Here is a 20040-nt window from a genome sequence, read left to right as displayed (position 1 = left end):
CTTTAATAAGTTACCACCATTATAGTAACTTATTAAAGATTAAGAGTCAAAAGATAATTTCAATTCTTTCATTATCTTTTCCTTCAAAATGCTATATTGTTTTTCATTTGTATCTGCAAACGCTTCTTCCCGATTTGATTCCATATCCAAATAATTCAGGTTTTCATTGAATTGAGCCTCTGTAAAATCAAACCTATGTCCATCTATACAGTTATAAAAGTGCCACACCTCTCCTATTTTTGTCTTCTTGATTTGCCCTCCGCATATATCTTGAATGGCTAAAGCCGTTACACCACACTGTCCCTTTGCTGGATTTTCACTTGTCCACTTAGAGCTCGTTTCTATTGACCAAGATCTTATCAAAGCTTCATATATTTGTTTTTCCTTTACATTATCCATTTTCATCTTCCCCTACTATCAATCGTTTTACACTTCATATTGCAAAAGTGGTAAAAGACGATTTTTAAATACTGTTGATGACGTCTCTCCGATTAACTTTGCTCCCATCTTTAAATAATATCCTTTTGCATTCGGATCACTATCAATCGTAAAACTTTTTAATCCTAGTTCCTTCGCTTTTTCTATTACATTCTCCCAAAGTATTTTCCCGTAGCCTTTCCCTTTAAAACGAGGATGAATGTATAGGAAATCGAGAGCATTATCGTCACGTAAAAATGAGAAAAAACCAATCTTCGTATTATCATTTTCTAAAACATATACAAAATTATTTTTTATGTACTCTTCTGTAACTGTTAAATCTCCCTTACAAGCAAGAATAAATTCTTCGCTATAATTCCACGTTGCTTTTGAATGTAGCGCGAGTTCACTTAATTCATTTGCTTCACTTAATAACGCTTTTCTTATCTTCATGATTCTTTCTCCTTACCTTCGATATATAAACTCTTAAAATGATTCGAAAAGTAATTTAAAAAACCTCTTATTTACGTAAATAAGAGATTACTTTTATAAATCTTTATTATAGGTAACAATTTTTTAAAAGAAAAAGAACGCCATTCCTGAAAATTGGCGTTCTTTTTCTTTTAACCTTTATGGCATATTATATTGAAAATCATTTGTTTTACTATTTTTATACTACATAACTATATAGTTTCTACTACCGCTTCAAGCATTGTTCCATTTTTAGCATAATTCGTATGCCAAGAAAAAGCTTTTTCTAAAACATGAGGCGTTTGTCCACCTCTTGTTTGTGCTTCTTCGAAATAAGCTCTTAGCTGGTCACGATACATTGGATGTGCGCAATTCTCAATAATTAGTTTCACTCTTTCTCTTGGCGCTAGTCCTCTTAGGTCAGCAAAGCCCTGTTCAGTGACGATAACATCTACATCGTGTTCAGTATGGTCTACATGAGAAACGAAAGGAACGATACTTGAAATGTTACCATCTTTTGCAATCGATTTCGTAACAAAGATCGCTAGACGTGCATTTCTTGCAAAATCACCAGAACCACCAATACCGTTCATCATTTTTGTACCTAAAACGTGAGTGGAGTTAACATTTCCGTATATATCTAATTCTAAAGCAGTATTAATCGAGATTAATCCGAGGCGGCGAATGATTTCAGGGTGATTAGAAATCTCTTGCGGGCGCATCATTAATTTGTCACGATATTTTTCAAAGTCGGAAAATACTTGTTGCATTTTCTCTTCAGAAAGCGTGATGGAGCAGCAGGAAGCAAAATTGACTTTCCCAGCATCCATTAGATCAAAGACCGCATCCTGTAAAACTTCAGAATACACTTCTAAATCTTCAAACTCCGAATCTAGCATGCCGTGCAATACTGCATTAGCAACTGAACCAATTCCCGATTGTAACGGTGCTAAACTCTTTGTTAATCGGCCTACTTTAACTTCTTCTCGAAGGAACTCTATTAAATGTTGTGCCATAATGACAGTTTCTTCATCTGGAGGAACAATTGTCGATGGTGAATCCAGTTGATTCGTAAACACAATCCCCTTCACTTTTTCTGCATCAATCGGGATACCGATCGTTCCAATTCGATCATCCGTTTTTGCAAGCGGAATCGGAAGTCTTTCCCCTTGTTTACCTGGTTCATATAAATCATGCAGCCCCTCTAGTTGCGTAGATTGAGCCATATTCATTTCAATAATAATGGACTTAGCATTTAAGGAAAATGCTAAGGAATTTCCAATTGAAGTGGTTGGAATAATCATGCCGTCTTCAGTAATCGCAACCGCTTCCAAAATAGCGACATCTATATCCATAACGTCAGCACGGAGTAGCTCTGCTGTATGAGATAAGTGCTGATCCACAAATAAAAAGTCTCCGTTATTAATTCCTTTTCGCATAGTCGCATCGGCTTGGAAAGGCAATCTTTTCCCTAAAATTCCTGCCTCAGCAAATAATTTATCTACATCCGAACCTAAGGAAGCCCCTGTATAAACATTTACTTTAAAAGATTTATCATTCTTCACTCGGTTCACCAGCGCAAACGGGACTGCTTTTACATCCCCAGCACGTGTAAATCCACTTAATCCTAAAGTCATTCCACTTTCAATCCATGAAGCTGCTTCTTCAGGTGTAACTACCCGATCTTTTAAACGTTGATCCCTGATTCTATCCAAATTATTCTCCATATGTAATCCCTCTCTTAATGAATATTCATAATTATTTTACACATTAACACTATGAAAATAGGGATTTTAGTATACAATGCCGAAAATTCAGATAAAACAGCAAATCTAGGTTCTAAAGCAGAATAATTTAGAATCCTAGAAGCTTACGAAAATAACTGGCGTATGATTGACTAACTGGTACTCTCTCTCCGTTATCCATAGAAAGTAAAAAAGTAGAATGGGTATCAGGATAAATCGCTTTAATATGATTAACATTTACAATAAATGAACGGTGACACCTAATAAATGAATCTTTCGGAAGCAAATATTCGAATTCTTGTAGAGAGTACTTATGTGTTCCTGTTAACTCTTCTGAATTCACATACGTCTTTTTATCTTTAGCCTCTAAATACATCACCTTTGAAAAAGGAACCGGAACCCATCCGTCTGTTGTTTTTAAAGTAACGACTGACTTACCATCCGTTAAAGCTGGATAAATTGCCGTCACGCAACCTTCAATCTTTCCATTATTTGAAAATGGTACGGCCATTCCATGATAAGGAATACCGAAAACATCCCGGTTAATAAATTCAGAGGCTTTTTGCTTCGTTACCATTGCTTTATGAGCAATTGTCCCTTCCTTAATAGGATCACCGGTGCTAATCTTTAAATCAATTCGTTTACTTGGCCGATAGTAAATATATTCTTTCGTATTCGAAACGGCGATTGATATTTCATCTGAAAATAATTCCCCAACAACATCTAGTAGTATACCTAATGTTTTATCTTCCATACTATAAACACCTCATTCACTATTATACTACTATTATGATTTAAAAAACCGTTCAGCATTTTGAACGGTTTTACAAACAATTTAGTTCACCTTAGCCCCATAACATCTTGCTACTGCAACTGCCTGCGCTATATCTAATTTTACATTTTTTAAATCGAAACTTTTAAAATCAACTCTATCAACTACAGCTCCTCTTAAATCTGCGCCGCTAAGTTTTACCTTGCCTAATTGTGCACCCGTTAAATCCGCTTCACGTAAATCTGCTTTTTCTAAATTACATTCATATAGGTCAGCTTCAATTAAACGTATACCCTTTAGCATTTGTTTACTTAAATTCGCAAACCTTAAATTCGTATAGGACCAATCACCCGATATTATAGTTATTCCGTCTAAATTCGCTTCTTCAAAATCAGAGCCGGTCATTTTACATTCTTCAAACTTCGATACGAATAAATTCGCACCAACAAACTTACAATTCGCAAATGTCGTTCTTTGATGGATAGAAGCGTTAAAAAGAGCACCGGTAAAATCACATTCTATGAAATTACAATTTTCAGTAGAAACTTCCGATGCATCTATCCCTCTAAAACGGCATTTTATGAAAGTACAATTCTTCAATTCCTCTTCTTTAATCAAAACATCTTGAAAATCTATTTCTACATATTCTTTATTAACAAATTCACTCATAACTATTCCTCCATCTCCTTAAAGAAACCTCACTTCAAAAAAGTGAGGTTTCTTCTCATACAATATGCTTATCTAGCCAAGAAATCAAATCTTGAAATACTTCATCTCGATTTACTTCATGGAACATTTCATGTCTTCCATTTTCATATAAACGAAGTGTTACATCTTTCACATCACATTTTTTATAATTTTCATATACTTCTTTTACACCTTTCCCCATATCCCCAACAGGATCACGATCACCTGAAAAAATATGTATCGGAAGGTTTTTCGGTGTTTTCTTGAACTCTTCTAGTTTATTTACTTCTAATACACCAGAAAATAATTCTCGATAAAAACTAGTCGTACAAATGAATCCACATAACGGATCCGCAATATATTTATCAACTTGATTATTATCTGAAGATAACCAATCAAATTTTGTACGATTTGGTTTAAAGTGTGAATTAAAGTTTCCGAAAGATAAAAAGTTTAGCATCGGACTTTTCGTTTTTGCCCCGCGTAATTTCATCTCAATTGTCGCCACTTTATGACCGATACTTCCTAAAAGCCCTGGATTTCCACCAGTTCCTGAAATAAGGAATCCATCATATAATTCCCCTTTCAGTTGTACAGCACGTCTTGATAAAAAAGAACCCATACTATGTCCAAGTAAAAATAACGGGCATGTCTGCTCTTTTCTTATCGTTTCTGATACAAAGATAACATCAGACACAGCCTCATTCCAACCTACATTTGGTTCAAAATGACCATAATCTTCTTCTCTTTTCACTGTTTTCCCATGACCTTTATGATCATGTGCATAAACACCATATCCTGCTTCTAATAACGCAGCAATAAAGTCTGTATAAACACCTGCATGTTCTGTCATACCATGTGCAATTTGAATAATCCCTCGCGGATCTCCTTCTGGTAGCCACTTACGTAAATAAATTTCCGATCCATCCAATGCCGTAACGAAACTTTCCTGTACGTTCATTTCGTCAGCCCCCAACTCTATTATGTATATCAAAAAATGAATATCCATTCATTATTCTTATTATGTATTATATGCAATTGCTTTCATTATGACAAATGACTCACTTTTCCAATTAACTCTTAAACTAATATATTGACGAACAGAAAATAAAATTATATAGTTACTTACATAAAGTAATTATTATATTTTGGGAGGTTTCTATTATGATGCCATCATTATTTTTAGCACACGGATCACCGATGCTCGCTATTCAAGATACAGAATATACAAGTTTTTTAAAAACACTTGGAGAAACATATAAACCGAAAGCTATTGTTATTTTTACCGCTCACTGGGAAAGTGAAGTATTAACGATTTCCTCTTCAGATGAAGAATATGAAACAATTTATGATTTTGGAGGTTTTCCTCCTGAATTATACGAAATCAAATATCGTGCGAAAGGCTCTTCTAGCATTGCGTCTATGCTAGCAACAAAATTTAAAAACAAAGGCATTCCAGTCCATCATAATATGACGAGAGGGTTAGATCATGGTTCATGGACACTCCTGCATCGTATGTATCCAGAAGCAGATATTCCTGTCATACAAATATCAGTAAATCCATTCCTTCCTGCAAAAGAACAATTTGAAATTGGAGAGGCACTAAAAGGACTTGGACAAGAAGATATTTTAGTAATCGGTAGCGGAGTTACTGTTCATAATTTACGGGTATTGAAATGGAATCAAACAACACCTGAAAAATGGGCGATGGAATTTGATGATTGGATTATTAAACATATGCAGACCAATGATAAAGATGCATTGTTTGATTGGGAGAGAAATGCGCCTCATGCACAATTAGCAGTACCACGAGCAGAGCATTTTGTTCCTTTATTTATCGCAATGGGTAGCGGTGAACAGACAGGGAAAGTCATTCACCGTAGCTACGAGCTTGGTACATTAAGTTATCTTTGCCTTCAATTTTAATAAAAAAGGATGAAGCAAATATTGCTTCATCCTTTTTACTGTTCATTCACCTAGTTAACTAACTTCCAAATGTCGTTTCTCTGATACCTCTTCGTTCTTATTATGAAAATAAACCCAAATGCACGCAATAAATAATAATGATGAAGTAGAGAAGAAAACATATTGGAAGCCCGCATGTGCTGCAATTTGTCCACCAAGTACTGGTCCAATCATATTCCCTAGAAACTGAAACGATTGATTATATCCAAATATTCGTCCCGTTACATGGGTTGGTGTATGTTGTTTTAGTAGAGTTTGTACGGAAGGTAATAATCCTGCTTGTGCGATACCTAATAAAAATCGAAGAATTAATAGTTGCCAAGCTGAGGTTACAAATGCTTGCGGGATAAAAATAATTCCTGCAGCAAACAACGCTACAACTAACGTTTTTTGGGGGCCAATATGATCTGATAATCTTCCTAGCTTAGGAGCTGCTAAAATTACTGCTAATCCTGTTGCAGACATGACTGCACCTGCAAGCATTTCAATATGATCTGTTCCTGGTCCTGCCAAATGCTTTACGTACAACGTAATAATAGGTTGAATTGACATATTTGCAAGCTGAATAATAAAGGTTGCTACAAATAAACTTATTATTAAATGTTTTGCCGGGACCATCGTCCATACTTTTTTCGGCTGTGCCTTTTTTGCTTTAGCAGAATGATTCTCTTCATGTAAGAAGAAAAAGACGATGAGAAAGGAAAGGAATAAGAAAGCTCCTGTAACTAAAAAAACATGGCGCATTCCGATTAACTCTGACAAATAACCTCCGAGTATCGGCCCAAGTAATGAACCACTCACGCCTCCAGTTGAGATTGTAGAAATTGCCCACCCTGAATGTTCTTGCGGAGTTTCTGCAGCAATAAATGTCATCGCTGTAGAAAGGAAACCTGATACCGCTCCCATTAAAAACCGAAGTGCGACTAGTTGATACACGTCCGTCACAAACCCCATAAGCGTCATAATTATCGCCATACCAAGGCTCGCACGTATAAGCATTAATTTCCGTCCATGTATATCACCAAGCTTGCCCCATATTGGTGATACGATCGCACCCATTAAAAATGTCACTCCAAATGCAAGTCCCGACCACTGTGCAATACTAGAAGTGCCGGTCACCCCTAATTCCTCAATATAAAAAGATAAAAAAGGAATTACTAAACTCATACCGGCTGCAGTGGTAAAACAACCTAGCCAACAAATCATTAAATTTCGTTTCCAGCTGGCCATTTTCACACCTTCTTTCATTCGATACCCATTCTACACCGTTTTCTAGAAAAAGTTTAGTAATTTGCTTTATACATAATAAAACTCTATCCCTTTGCATTCTTTGCAAAGGGATAGAGTTAATTATCTCCTATTGGTATTAAACGTGCATTACAGCATCGCTCGTAAAACTCAATCGGACCTGCTTGTCCTATAATTGCATACTCATATCCGATTTTCTTCATGTTATATAAACAATGATTCAATAACGTCTTCCCAACACCGTTCACACGATTATGTTTCGCTGTACCCATCGGGCCAAACAGCCCTTTCTTTCCTCTCACAACATCATAACAAGCGAAACCAATGATTTCTCCTCCTTGTTCAGCAATAAAAATAGGTAACTCTTCTTTATATGTCCGAAATCCATAATCTAAAGATTTTAACCAACGCTCCCCAAATTCATCCTTAACAAAACGTGCCAACTTTTCAAAATCAGAAGAAATCGCTTTTCTAATATTACAGCTTAAACTATTACAAATAGGATCAGATCTTGTTAATGCAACCGTCAAGTCTCTTGGTTCAGATGTAATTTGCAATACATCTTTTTTCGTCTTTTCACTTATAACCTTATTAATAACTTCATCCCCTTGAAAAATTGCATATAAAACATGCCCTTCATTTATTACTATTTGCTGAAAACGTTCCATCCGTTTCTTCGCTACTTTTAAAACTTCTATCGTCTTATTTGAAACTTTAAACTCCCCAACATTTATGTATTCTATATCATTTTCATAATATTGTTGGAGTAACGATATCTTTGCTAAAAAATCCATACCCACCGTATGAAATAAATACATATGTAACTCCGCGCAAACTCCAGTACCTTCCTTACAAGCTCCTATAAATAGATGAACTGGATGGATAATACCTTTACTACACTCAGCCTCTTCTGCTGCGATCTCCAATATTTTATATGCACGTTTTGTAAATTGGAATTCCACCATCTATATCCCTTCCCCTAATGACTTATTATCAAACCATAACCATATATAATAGAAACAATTACTCCAACCATTAATATGCCTGGAAGTAAATTTGCCACCTTAATTTTAATAACACCAAGTAAGTTCAAGCCAATAGCGGCTATCATAATACCACCTGTAGCTGTCATTTCCACTATAAATTGATTCATTAATGCTTTCGGGACCAAACTATTAATTTGTGTTGCAAAAACCGCAATACCTCCTTCGTATAAAATAACTGGAATCGCCGAAAATACTACGCCAATTCCTAAAGTTGTCGTTAATATAATAGAAATAAATCCATCAATAATCGCCTTTGTAAATAAAATATCATGATTTCCGCGAATCCCGCTGTCGAGTGCACCAAGTATCCCCATCGCACCAATTGCAAAAATTAAAGTAGCTGTTACAAAGCCTTCTGATATGCTCCCTTTCCCTTTCGATCCAACTTTATTTTCTAGCCAATCTCCTAACAGCTTTAACTTTCCCTCTAATTGCAGCCATTCCCCGATGACGGTACCAATTACTAAACTTAGTATGACAACAAGAAAATTTTCACTTTTCAATGCCATTTGAAGTCCAAGCACAGTAACCGCTAAACCGATTGCATGCATAATTGTTCCTTTCATACTTTCTGGAATTCTACTAAATAATTTACCTAGTAAAGTACCAAATATAATACAAATCCCATTTACAACTGCTCCTAATATAACCATTTCTCATTCTTCACCCTTCGAATTCTTTATTTCTATATTTTGGTTTATTCATTGATTTACAGGTTATCTATATGTTAACTTAATATTGAGAATATTAACAAACGATTTCTACTATATAACTCGCTATTTTTTTGTTACTATACAAAGACCAATTGCTTTTAGTAGATTCATTGTTAATCTAATTGTGGGATAAACTCAAAAGGGACGGTATTTATGAAAACTTTACTAAAACGATTTCTGTTAATAGCCTTTTTCATTACACCAATTGTTTTATTAATCAACTACTCTTTTATTTCAAAAGCAAAAGACAAACCTGATATGCAAAACAAATCTAGTAAAACTGCTTCAAAAAGCGAAGAGAAAATAGAAGACCCTGAAATCACACTCACTTTCTCTGGTGATACAATGTTCGATTGGCAATTACGTCCCGTAATCGAAAAAAATGGGGCTGATTATCCATTCCAACATGTAAAAAAAGAAATAACGAAAGCTGATATTTCTTTTGTTAATTTAGAGTCAGCATTTACAACGAGAGAAAAAAAAGTGCCTGGGCAACAATTTTGGATTAAAAGCGATCCATCCACACTACAAGCAATAAAAAATACTGGATACGATATTGTCAATATTGGCAATAACCATACGCTTGATTATGGACAAGATGGACTACTAGACACCATTTCTCACGTTGAAAAATTAAAACTACCTTACACTGGAGCCGGAAAAAATGCTGAGGATGCTTATACCGCTCGTGAACTAACTGTAAAAGGAAAAAAATTTAAGTTTCTTTCCTTCGTTCGATTTATGCCTAACTTTAATTGGGTAGCTGGTGAAAATAAGCCTGGCGTTACGAACGGATATGATCTAGATCTTGTAACAAAAACGATTCAAGAGCAAAAGAAAGATGCTGATTATGTAATCGTTTATATGCATTGGGGCGTTGAAAAATCAAATCGTCCAATAGAATACCAAAAACAATATGTTCCAAAAATGGTAGAGGCAGGTGCCGACGCTATCGTTGGAAGTCACCCGCATTGGCTACAAGGATTTGAATATCATAAGAATGTTCCTGTCGCTTACTCATTAGGAAACTTCTTATTCCCGAGCTACGTAAACGGAAAAAGTGCTGAAACAGGCGTTTTGACCTTAACGTTTAAAGGGGAAGATGTTCAAATGTCTTTCAATCCTTACATAATACGAAACAATCAAATTTCTCCTGTAAATGAAGACGAGAAGAAAAAAGCGCTACAATATTTACAGACGATTTCAACTGATGTAGAAATTGATGATAGCGGTAAGATAATTAATAAACGAAAGCAGAAAGAGAGCTAACATTAGCTCTCTTTCTATTTTTATTTCTATTAAATAAGTAAATCAAACAAAACAGGATTTTTATTAAGCTCCATAAATTGAATATTATTTTCTTTAAAACGAGTAATTAATTGCTCATAATCCTCTTTATGTTTTAATTCTACGCCGACTAACGCTGGACCATTTTCTTTATTATGTTTCTTAATGTATTCAAAGCGAGTAATATCATCTCCTGGCCCTAATCCTTTATCAAGAAATTCTCTTAGCGCACCTGAACGCTGCGGGAATTCAATGATGAAGTAATGTTTTAGTCCTTCATAAATGAGCGAACGTTCTTTCATTTCTTGCATTCTATCAATATCATTATTTCCACCACTTAGCGTACATACAACTGTTTTACCTTTTATTTCATCTTTGTATAAATCAAGCGCTGCAATAGATAGTGCACCCGCGGGCTCAGCTACAATTGCATTTTTCTTATACAGTTCTAAAATCGTCGTACAAACCTTCCCCTCTGGTACTAAAACAATGTCATCAATTACATCTTTACACGTTTCAAATGTTAACTTCCCTACTTTTTTGACAGCTGCCCCATCAACAAAACTATCTATTTTCTCCAATGCGACATTATCATTTTGAAGAAAAGCCTCTTTCATAGACGCAGCTCCCATTGGCTCTACACCAATGACCTTTGTAGCAGGACTAACACCTTTAACATATGTACCAACACCTGATGCTAATCCACCACCGCCGATTGCTGTAAAAATAAAGTCAACCGATTTCTCCATATCATGCATAATTTCAACTGCCACTGTTCCTTGACCAGCAATAACATAAGGATCATCAAACGGATGAACGAACGTCATTCTATTTTCCTCACAATAGCGCTGTGCTTCTTGGAACGAGCTATCAAATGTATCACCAATTAATACAATTTCCGCAAAATCGCCACCAAAAAACTGTACTTGCGATACTTTTTGTTTAGGTGTCGTTGTCGGCATAAATATTCTTGACGGAATCTTCAATAAATTACACGTATAAGCAACTCCTTGTGCATGATTACCAGCGCTTGCACAAACAACGCCGTTTTGTAATTGTTCTTCCGATAAACTTTGAATTAAATTGTACGCACCACGAATTTTGAAAGAGCGAATCAATTGTAAGTCTTCTCGTTTTACATAAACGTCACAATCATATTTCTCAGATAAAACTGTATCACGTTGTAACGGTGTTTTAATAACGATATCTTTCATGCAATTATGAGCCATTAAGATATCTTCAATTTTCACTCTCTCCTTTACTTTCTGCACCATTTCATATCATCCTTATCTCTTTTAAATTGGCTCAATCAAAATCTGGGATTTTTAGAACTGCACCTGTATTCGCCGATGTTACCATCTGTGCATAACGTCCAAGCCAGCCAGTTTTCACTTTCGGTTCTGGTCGTTTCCATTCTTTTTTACGCTTATTTAATTCTTCATCACTAACTCTTACCTCTAACAATCTTTCCTCAACATCGATACAAACGATATCCCCTTGTTCAAGAAGTGCAATCGTTCCGCCCGCAGCTGCTTCTGGCGAAATGTGCCCTACCGAAATACCACGTGAAGCTCCAGAGAAACGTCCATCCGTTAATAGCGCAACATCTGCACCTAATCCCATACCAGCAATCGCTGATGTTGGTGCTAACATTTCCGGCATACCAGGGCCGCCTCTTGGTCCTTCATAACGAATAACAACTACATCCCCTTTCTTAACCTTCCCAAGCATAATGCCCGCAAGCGCCTCATCCTGTGAATTAAAAATAACGCAAGGTCCTTCAAATCGTTTTACTTCAGTTGCCCCGCTTTTAATAACTGCCCCATCTTTCGCAAGGTTTCCTTTTAATATACGTAATCCCCCTTCTTCACTATGAGGGTTTTCGAGAGAATGAATAACTTCCCTATCTTTAATCTCTGCATGAGCAATGTTTTCTCTTAACGTCTGCCCAGTAGCAGTTATTCGATCTAGATGAAGTACCCCTTCTTTTCGGCTCATCTCTTTCAAAATTGCACTAATCCCGCCTGCTCGATCAATATCTTCCATATGCCAATTAGAAGCAGGGCTTACTTTACATAAATGCGGTACACGTCTTGAAACAGCATCAATACGGTTCATATCGTAATCTAATCCGGCCTCTTGTGCGAGCGCTAGCGTGTGTAATACTGTATTCGTAGATCCTCCCATCGCCATATCAAGTGCAAATGCATCATCAATTGCCTCTTCTGTAACAATATCACGTGGCTTAATATCTCTCTCAATTAAAATTTTTAATTTCTCTGCTGCTTGTTTAATTAACTCCTCACGTCTTGGATCAATTGCTAAAATACTACCGTTTCCTGGAAGAGCTAAACCTAACACTTCACATAAACAATTCATAGAATTCGCGGTAAACATACCCGAACAAGAGCCACAAGAGGGACAGCCATGATCTTCGATATCCTTTAATTCTTCTTCTGAAATTTTCCCGGATTGATAAGCTCCTACCCCTTCAAAAACGGAACTTAAATCGACAACTTCTCCTTTAGATGTTTTTCCCGCAGCCATCGGGCCGCCTGAAACAAATACAGTTGGAATATTAATACGAAGGGCCGCCATCATCATACCAGGTGTAATTTTGTCACAGTTTGGAATACAAATCATGCCATCAAACCAATGTGCATTTACAACTGTTTCTACTGAATCTGCAATAATTTCACGACTCGGAAGCGAATAACGCATACCGATATGTCCCATCGCAATACCATCATCTACTCCAATTGTATTGAATTCGAATGGAACCATGCCTGCTGCACGAACGGCTTCTTTTACAAGTTTTCCAAACTCGTTCAAGTGCTTATGCCCTGGAATAATTTCAATAAAAGAATTACAAATCGCAATAAACGGTTTATCAAAATCCTCATCTTTCAAACCAGTTGCTTTTAATAAACTACGATGCGGAGCTTTATCAAAACCTTTTTTAATCATGTCACTTCTCATCTTGTCAAATCCCCTCTTACATATTTTTCACTTATACTCTCTTAATCTATTTCTTTACTAATTCTTTCGGTGCATGAATCCAGCTCATCATTTCACGAAGCTCTGCTCCTACTTTTTCTAGCTGATGGTTTTGTTCTGCTTTTTTCATCGCATTATACGTTGGACGCCCTGCTTGATTTTCTAAAATCCATTTCTTCGCAAATTCACCTTGCTGAATTTCTGCAAGAACACGTTTCATTTCCTTCTTCGTTTCATCTGTAACAATTCTTGATCCTGTTACATAATCTCCAAACTCTGCCGTATCTGAAATAGAATGACGCATATTCGTTAATCCGCCTTCGTACATTAAATCAACAATTAACTTTAATTCATGCAAACATTCAAAGTATGCAATTTCAGGACGATATCCACCTTCCGTTAACGTTTCAAAACCAGCTTTCACAAGTGCTGTTACTCCTCCGCAAAGTACTGCTTGCTCACCGAATAAGTCTGTCTCTGTTTCTTCTTGGAATGTCGTTTCAATTACACCTGCACGTGTACAACCTACACCTTTTGCATACGCTAGTGCTACACTTAATGCTGTTCCCGTTGCATCTTGATGCACTGCAACTAATGCTGGGACACCATTTCCTTCTTGGAAGACACGGCGAACGAGATGACCTGGACTTTTCGGCGCGACCATCGCTACATCTACGTAACTTGGCGGATTAATTTGCCCGAAGTGAATATTAAATCCATGTGAGAAAAGTAACATTTGTCCTTCACGAAGATTCTCTTCTACTTCTGTTTTATATACATACGCTTGCTGTTCATCCGGCAATAACATTTGTACAACTTGTGCGGTTCGAACCGCTTCTGAAACGGACATTACTTCAAATCCATCAGCTTTTGCTACTTCATATGACTTACCAGGGCGAACACCAACTACAACTTCCACACCAGAATCACGTAAATTTTGTGCTTGGGCATGACCTTGAGATCCATATCCGACTACCGCAACTGTTTTCCCTTTTAATAGCTCTAAATTTGCATCTTTCTCATAATAAGTTTTCATATTCCATACACTCCTTATAATTTATTTACTTGCAGTACATTGATTAATTTTTTCAACTGACTGACAAGTAACGTTGCTTCATTTTCAGTACAAACTGCTGTTAATTTCATTTCAGAAACACCACTTGTATCTCTTTCGTTTAAATTTAAAGAAGAAATATAATAACCACGCCGAGCGAAAATTCCGCTTATACGTAATAAGACGCTCGGATCGTTATGAATAACTAATGAAAAAGTATGACTCATTCTTCCCACCTCTTCATAATCATTTCGTTATTCCCTTTGTTTGGCGGAACCATCGGAAAGACGTTCTCACCTTCTTCTACACAAAAGTCAACTACGACAGGACCTTCATGAGAAAATGCTTCTAACATTACCTTTTTCGCCTCAAACGAATTTGTTGCTCTTAGCCCTTTTACACCATAAGCTTCTGCTACTTTCACAAAATCTGGTGACCCAATTCTCGATTCCGACAAACGGTTTTCATAAAACATTTCTTGCCATTGCCTTACCATTCCTAAAAACTTGTTGTTTATGATGAATACTTTGACAGGAATATTATTTTCAGCAATTGTTTGCAGCTCTTGAATGTTCATTTGGAAAGAAGCATCACCAGCAATACAGATGACAAGTTCTTCTTCTTTTGCAAGCTGAGCACCAATTGCTGCTGGAAAACCAAATCCCATCGTCCCTAATCCCCCTGATGTTAGAAAAGTCCGTGGTTTTCTCGCTTTATAAAAGTGAGCAGCCCACATTTGATGCTGTCCTACCTCTGTCGTGACAATCGCTTCACCATTCGTTAATTCACTTACTAAGTTGATAACATGCTGTGGTTTTAACTCAAATTCTTTTTGCTTATATGAAAGTGGATATTCTTCTTGCCATTTCTTCACTTTCTGAAGCCATTCATCCGTTTGTGTATAAATAGACATATGTAACAGCATATGTAGCGCCTTTTTCACATCACCAATAATCGGATGCTCTACAGTTACATTTTTATGGAACTCAGAAGGATCAATATCCATATGTACTTTTTTCGAATGCGGAGAAAAAAGTTCTAATTTTCCTGTTACACGATCATCGAAACGAACACCTAACGCCAGTAATAAGTCACATTCTGTTACTGCCATATTTGCAGCGTACGTTCCATGCATACCGAGCATTCCTAAAAACAACGGATCTCCCGGCGGATATGCACCCAGTCCCATTAAAGTTGAAACGACTGGAATACGATTCTCCCTCGCAAACTTGATGAGTTCTTCAGATCCGCCTGAATGAATGACGCCTCCCCCAATATAAAGGAGTGGGCGTTTTGCTTTTGAAATTGATTTTGCTACCTCTCTCAGTTTCAAACTGTCTGGCAAAGGTTCTGGTTTATATCCTGGAATCTCCACTTCTTCATTAAAGAAACTTGTTACATTTGCATTTTGAACATCTTTTGGAATATCGATTAATACCGGTCCCGGCCGCCCGCTTTCGGCGATGTAAAAAGCTTCTTGCACAGTTCGTGATAAATGATTTACATCACGAACTTGGTAATTATGCTTCGTAACAGGTACTGTAATTCCGACAACATCCGCTTCTTGAAATCCGTCTTTACCAATTAAAGGCGTTGCAACTTGCCCTGTAATGACAACTAAAGGAATCGAATCCATATAAGCATCTGCTAAACCCGTAACTAAATTCGTCGCCCCTGGGCCAGAGGTAGCAAAGACTACCCCAACCTTTCCAGAAGCTCTCGCATATCCTTCCGCTGCATGAATTGCAGCTTGTTCATGACGAGTTAGCACGTGCTTTAAACCACTTTCGTATAACTCATCGTATATTGGTAAAATCGCTCCGCCTGGATAACCGAAAACGGTCGTTACACCTAATTTCTTCAAACATTGAATAACGTGTCCAGCACCTGTAGCTTCTTCACTCTGCAGTTCATCACATGCTGTATACTGTTCCTCCATTTTAATTAACTCCTCTCCTTATTTACGCTAAACTTTCCACCAATCCTGGAACACGTACTCCTCTTTCTCTCGTTAATTTTTTAAATTCTTCGGTTAATCTTTTTGTTACATCTCCTGGTTTTCCATCTCCAATTTCTCTTGAATCTACTTTCACTACAGGAATTAGTTCCGCTGCAGTTCCTGTTAAAAACACTTCATCTGCTACATATACGTCATGGCGAGTAAATGGCCTTTCCTCACACCGAATACTTAGACGCTCACATAACTCAATCACACTATTTCTCGTAATACCTTCTAGAGCCCCTAAGTACGAAGGAGGTGTTAACACTTTTCCATCTTTCACAATGAAAACATTATCTCCAGACCCTTCACAAACATATCCTTGTTGATTTAACATAAGAGCCTCTAGCACTCCCGCTTGTGCCGCTTCAATTTTTACAAGCACGTTATTTAAATAGTTCATTGACTTAATGCGTGGGTCTAATGCGTCTGGCGTATTACGTCTTGATGCAACAGATACAACGCTTAGTCCATTATCATAAAATTCCTGTGGGAATAACTTTAATTGCTCTGCAATAATAATTACGCTCGGTTTCACACAACTTCTCGGATCGAGTCCTAAGTCACCTTTTCCTCTTGAAACAATTAATCGAATGTAGGCATCCGCGTATTCATTTTTTTGCAATGTTTGTAAAACTGCTTCTTCCATTTCGTCAACCGTCATTGGAATTGTAAGTAAAATAGATTTCGCCGATTCATATAATCGTTTCACATGTTCTTTTAAACAAAATACATTTCCTCCGTAACTACGAATCCCTTCAAATACACCGTCCCCGTATAAAAAGCCGTGATCATATACTGAAACAACTGCCTTTTCTTTTTCTACAAATTCCCCATTCATGTAAATGTACTGGTTTCCCATCTCACATCGCTCCTCTTTTTTCTCTCTATTTTTGCAACCTATTTCTATATCGATTGCTGAGATGAGTATTTTAACAGAATATTCAGTATACTAACCTTAAAAATATACTCGGCTCAACAATCGATTACTTACACACTTGTAGCAATCCATTGCTGAGACGAGAGACTCGTGGTACCACTCAGCTTCCTTACACTTCTCACGAAATATAAGCTCTGCAAGTCCAATTAGACTTTTATTTTTCTATCGGAAACAACTCCGCTACTTTTTACTAACTTCAAAAGCAGTGCTCCGAGGTGATTTTCAATGATTCAATTGTTACCACCCTCACAGCCTTTGGGCAGCTCTCTGAAACAATCTTTATCATTTACTCTCCTCTTCCTCGCATTCTTTTATTCTATTTTTTAAAATAAAAACTCTCGCCTCAGCAATCAACTACTACAAATTAGTAGCTTTGATTGCTGAGGCGAGAGTTTCGCGTTACCACTCAGCTTCCTTATACTTCTCACGAAATATAAGCTTCATAGGTCCAATCAGACCTCCGTCCTTTTACCGGAGACGATGCCGCCGCCCTCTACTCAGTTTCCCTTTCGCAAGCGATGCTCCGAGGTGATCTTCAATGATTCGATTGCTACTACTCTCACAGCCTAGGAGTAGCTCTCTGAAACGACCATAATCATCTACTTTCCTCTTCTTTGCATATACAACATATAAAGTTAGAAAATTCTTAATTAACTTTTATTTGTTACACGTATTATAGGACGCGACTCTTTTCATTGTCAACATGTTTTTAGAAAAAAATTAAAATTCATTCTATTCACTAGAAATCTATTTATTTTTTCTCAAAACAAAATCGGAATGAACTTCTTACACATACTCATATATTACTTAAGTATGTTCGCGTTACTACATAAAGAAAAACAACTTAAAAACATATACAATTTATGAGGAGATGAGAAATTTATGTTAAAAGGTAAAATAGCATTAGTTACAGGAGCAAGCCGAGGAATTGGACGTGCTATCGCAAAACGGTTAGCAAACGACGGTGCATTAGTTGCTGTTCATTATGGAAATCGAAAAGAAGATGCTGAAGAAACTGTTCATGAAATTCAATCAAATGGCGGATCAGCTTTTTCTATCGGTGCAAATCTTGAATCTTTACACGGTGTAGACAACCTGTATATTTCTCTAGATAACGAACTACAAAAAAGAACTGGTGGAACACAATTTGATATTTTAATAAACAACGCTGGAATCGGTCCTGGTGCTTTTATTGAAGAAACGACTGAACAATTTTTTGATAGAATGGTTTCAGTAAATGCAAAAGCACCATTCTTTATCATTCAACAAGCACTACCACGTTTACGTGATAATAGCAGAATTATTAATATTTCATCAGCTGCCACCCGCATTTCTTTGCCTGATTTCGTTGCATATAGTATGACGAAAGGTGCAATTAACACGATGACTTTCACGCTTGCAAAACAACTCGGAGCACGAGGAATAACAGTAAATGCTATACTTCCAGGCTTTATTAAAACAGATATGAATGCAGAACTATTGAGCGACCCAATGATGAAACAGTACGCTACTACTATTTCCGCCTTCAATCGCTTAGGTGAAGTAGAAGATATTGCCGATACTGCTGCTTTTCTTGCTTCTCCAGACAGCCGCTGGGTTACTGGACAATTAATTGATGTTAGCGGAGGATCTTGTTTATAAAAAACATATATTTTCAAATCTTTTTTATTGCGCAATAAAACAATTTATATAATACTATATAAAACATATACATTTAGGAGGATTACAGCAATGTCCGAAAAAACATACGAACTCGCAACCTTCGCAGGTGGTTGCTTTTGGTGCATGGTAAAACCATTTGATGAACTTCCTGGTATTCATAAAGTACTTTCTGGCTATGCAGGTGGTCATATAGAAAATCCAACATATGAACAAGTAAAAGCTGGAACATCTGGCCATTTAGAAGTCGTTCAAATTACATTCGATCCTTCTATTTTCCCGTATCAAAAATTACTAGATTTATATTGGCCACAAATCGATCCGACTGATGATGGCGGACAATTTTTTGACCGTGGTCCCTCTTACCGCACAGCAATTTTTTATCATAATGAAACACAAAAAGAGCTTGCAGAAAAATCGAAGCAAACGCTAGCAGAAAGCGGTATGTTTAAAGATCCTATTGTGACTGAAATTCTTCCTGCTGCACCTTTTTATGAAGCAGAAGAGTACCACCAACATTTCTATAAAAAGAATCCAGAGAAATATGCTACTGAGCAAAAAGAATCTGGCCGTGAAGACTTCATAAAAGAAAATTGGCAAAAAAAATAATAAAAATGCATCGTGCTTTTTAAGTACGATGCATTTTTATCTTTGAAAAAAGTACCATACAATTATGAGAACAATCGCTGTTAATGTCCAAAGTACTATCGCGTTTTTTACTCTATTCTTTTTATTAGTCATTTCATCTCCTCCTAATAGCTATTTAAACATATTCAAGATTTCCTTTGTTTAATTGTCCACTTGATGAACGTAAATAAATCCGTACATATTCTTATAACAAGAGTACCAATTATGCCGATTGTAATCCCAACTAATACCATCTGTCCAAAACTAAGAGAGGTCGTGTATGTTATGTAGAGAACGATACATACAATTGAAAAATCTGGTAAAAAAAGCAAAAACTTTTTAAACATTTCTTCACCTCTCCTTATGCTTTATTTGTAAACCATGTCTTCTACTGTAGCTTTGCAATAAAGTTT

At 36.6% G+C, this 20040-nt stretch carries 20 protein-coding genes and 2 other annotated features; of the genes, 4 read left to right on the top strand and 16 right to left on the bottom strand.

Annotated elements, in window-relative coordinates; all coding sequences use genetic code 11:
* Positions 1-39: 39 nt before the first annotated feature.
* The 6 genes from ABH957_RS08080 to ABH957_RS08055 all read right to left on the bottom strand — a co-directional run bounded on the left by ABH957_RS08080 (position 40) and on the right by ABH957_RS08055 (position 5053).
* Complete coding sequence (locus ABH957_RS08080) at positions 40-399, bottom strand: YunG family protein (RefSeq protein ID WP_404510935.1); 360 nt, start codon at positions 397-399, stop codon at positions 40-42.
* 27 nt (positions 400-426) lie between these two features.
* Positions 427-870 carry a GNAT family N-acetyltransferase gene (locus ABH957_RS08075; protein ID WP_404444410.1) on the bottom strand — a complete coding sequence of 148 codons (444 nt, stop codon included), beginning with the start codon at positions 868-870 and terminating at the stop codon, positions 427-429.
* A gap of 230 nt (positions 871-1100) precedes the next feature.
* Positions 1101-2615, bottom strand: coding sequence for a succinyl-CoA:acetate CoA-transferase ScpC (gene scpC / locus ABH957_RS08070; RefSeq protein WP_404444413.1), 1515 nt, complete (start codon positions 2613-2615; stop codon positions 1101-1103).
* 127 nt (positions 2616-2742) lie between these two features.
* Positions 2743-3387, bottom strand: a complete 645-nt coding sequence (locus ABH957_RS08065; protein ID WP_404444416.1) for a LytTR family DNA-binding domain-containing protein — start codon at positions 3385-3387, stop codon at positions 2743-2745.
* Positions 3388-3468: 81 nt separating this feature from the next.
* Positions 3469-4074: a pentapeptide repeat-containing protein gene (locus ABH957_RS08060; RefSeq protein ID WP_404444419.1), complete on the bottom strand. Its 606-nt coding sequence runs from the start codon at positions 4072-4074 to the stop codon at positions 3469-3471.
* 55 nt (positions 4075-4129) lie between these two features.
* On the bottom strand, positions 4130-5053 hold the full coding sequence (locus ABH957_RS08055; RefSeq protein ID WP_404491370.1) for an alpha/beta hydrolase: 924 nt from the start codon (positions 5051-5053) through the stop codon (positions 4130-4132).
* 203 nt (positions 5054-5256) lie between these two features.
* On the opposite strand from ABH957_RS08055, the gene ABH957_RS08050 reads away from it, so the two are divergent.
* Positions 5257-6018 carry a DODA-type extradiol aromatic ring-opening family dioxygenase gene (locus ABH957_RS08050; RefSeq protein ID WP_404456316.1) on the top strand — a complete coding sequence of 254 codons (762 nt, stop codon included), beginning with the start codon at positions 5257-5259 and terminating at the stop codon, positions 6016-6018.
* A gap of 54 nt (positions 6019-6072) precedes the next feature.
* Here ABH957_RS08050 and ABH957_RS08045 read toward each other — a convergent pair whose 3' ends face one another.
* From ABH957_RS08045 to ABH957_RS08035, 3 genes are all read right to left on the bottom strand, one after another.
* The gene (locus tag ABH957_RS08045; protein WP_404456314.1) at positions 6073-7287 is read right to left on the bottom strand and encodes a multidrug efflux MFS transporter; all 1215 of its coding nucleotides are present in this window, start codon (positions 7285-7287) and stop codon (positions 6073-6075) included.
* Between the two features lie 116 nt (positions 7288-7403).
* Positions 7404-8270, bottom strand: a complete 867-nt coding sequence (locus tag ABH957_RS08040) for a GNAT family N-acetyltransferase (protein WP_404444430.1) — start codon at positions 8268-8270, stop codon at positions 7404-7406.
* 14 nt (positions 8271-8284) lie between these two features.
* On the bottom strand, positions 8285-9004 hold the full coding sequence (locus ABH957_RS08035; RefSeq protein WP_404456312.1) for a DUF554 domain-containing protein: 720 nt from the start codon (positions 9002-9004) through the stop codon (positions 8285-8287).
* Between the two features lie 213 nt (positions 9005-9217).
* On the opposite strand from ABH957_RS08035, the gene ABH957_RS08030 reads away from it, so the two are divergent.
* Complete coding sequence (locus tag ABH957_RS08030; RefSeq protein WP_404456309.1) at positions 9218-10333, top strand: CapA family protein; 1116 nt, start codon at positions 9218-9220, stop codon at positions 10331-10333.
* 29 nt (positions 10334-10362) lie between these two features.
* On the opposite strand, the gene ilvA is transcribed toward ABH957_RS08030, so the two are convergent.
* The 6 genes from ilvA to ilvE are packed head-to-tail and all read right to left on the bottom strand — an operon-like array spanning position 10363 to position 17263.
* The gene (gene ilvA, locus ABH957_RS08025; RefSeq protein WP_404456306.1) at positions 10363-11625 is read right to left on the bottom strand and encodes a threonine ammonia-lyase IlvA; all 1263 of its coding nucleotides are present in this window, start codon (positions 11623-11625) and stop codon (positions 10363-10365) included.
* A gap of 31 nt (positions 11626-11656) precedes the next feature.
* On the bottom strand, positions 11657-13330 hold the full coding sequence (gene ilvD / locus ABH957_RS08020) for a dihydroxy-acid dehydratase (RefSeq protein ID WP_098501036.1): 1674 nt from the start codon (positions 13328-13330) through the stop codon (positions 11657-11659).
* A 46-nt stretch (positions 13331-13376) separates the two neighbouring features.
* Complete coding sequence (gene ilvC, locus ABH957_RS08015; protein WP_377866094.1) at positions 13377-14384, bottom strand: ketol-acid reductoisomerase; 1008 nt, start codon at positions 14382-14384, stop codon at positions 13377-13379.
* 14 nt (positions 14385-14398) lie between these two features.
* Positions 14399-14629 carry an ACT domain-containing protein gene (locus tag ABH957_RS08010; RefSeq protein ID WP_044440462.1) on the bottom strand — a complete coding sequence of 77 codons (231 nt, stop codon included), beginning with the start codon at positions 14627-14629 and terminating at the stop codon, positions 14399-14401.
* Positions 14626-16341 (bottom strand): acetolactate synthase large subunit, encoded by a 1716-nt coding sequence (gene ilvB / locus ABH957_RS08005; protein ID WP_404491368.1) that lies wholly within the window; start codon positions 16339-16341, stop codon positions 14626-14628. The genes ABH957_RS08010 and ilvB overlap by 4 nt, the downstream gene beginning before the upstream one ends.
* A 22-nt stretch (positions 16342-16363) precedes the next feature.
* The gene (gene ilvE, locus ABH957_RS08000) at positions 16364-17263 is read right to left on the bottom strand and encodes a branched-chain-amino-acid transaminase (RefSeq protein ID WP_404456299.1); all 900 of its coding nucleotides are present in this window, start codon (positions 17261-17263) and stop codon (positions 16364-16366) included.
* Positions 17264-17413: 150 nt separating this feature from the next.
* Positions 17414-17652, bottom strand: a binding site (T-box leader).
* Positions 17653-17719: 67 nt separating this feature from the next.
* Positions 17720-17965, bottom strand: a binding site (T-box leader).
* 258 nt (positions 17966-18223) lie between these two features.
* Between ilvE and ABH957_RS07995 the strand changes: the two genes are divergently transcribed.
* Positions 18224-18982, top strand: a complete 759-nt coding sequence (locus tag ABH957_RS07995) for an SDR family oxidoreductase (protein ID WP_000911713.1) — start codon at positions 18224-18226, stop codon at positions 18980-18982.
* Between the two features lie 90 nt (positions 18983-19072).
* Entirely contained in the window at positions 19073-19609 is a 537-nt protein-coding gene (msrA, locus tag ABH957_RS07990) for a peptide-methionine (S)-S-oxide reductase MsrA (protein WP_002189175.1), read from the top strand.
* 164 nt (positions 19610-19773) lie between these two features.
* On the opposite strand, the gene ABH957_RS07985 is transcribed toward msrA, so the two are convergent.
* Positions 19774-19974, bottom strand: coding sequence for a hypothetical protein (locus ABH957_RS07985; RefSeq protein WP_404456295.1), 201 nt, complete (start codon positions 19972-19974; stop codon positions 19774-19776).
* Positions 19975-20040 lie beyond the last annotated feature (66 nt).

The organism is Bacillus sp. RC242, assembly GCF_044908245.1.
Classification (GTDB): Bacteria; Bacillota; Bacilli; order Bacillales; family Bacillaceae_G; genus Bacillus_A; species Bacillus_A mycoides.
This window is presented reverse-complemented; position numbering and strand designations above follow the sequence as displayed.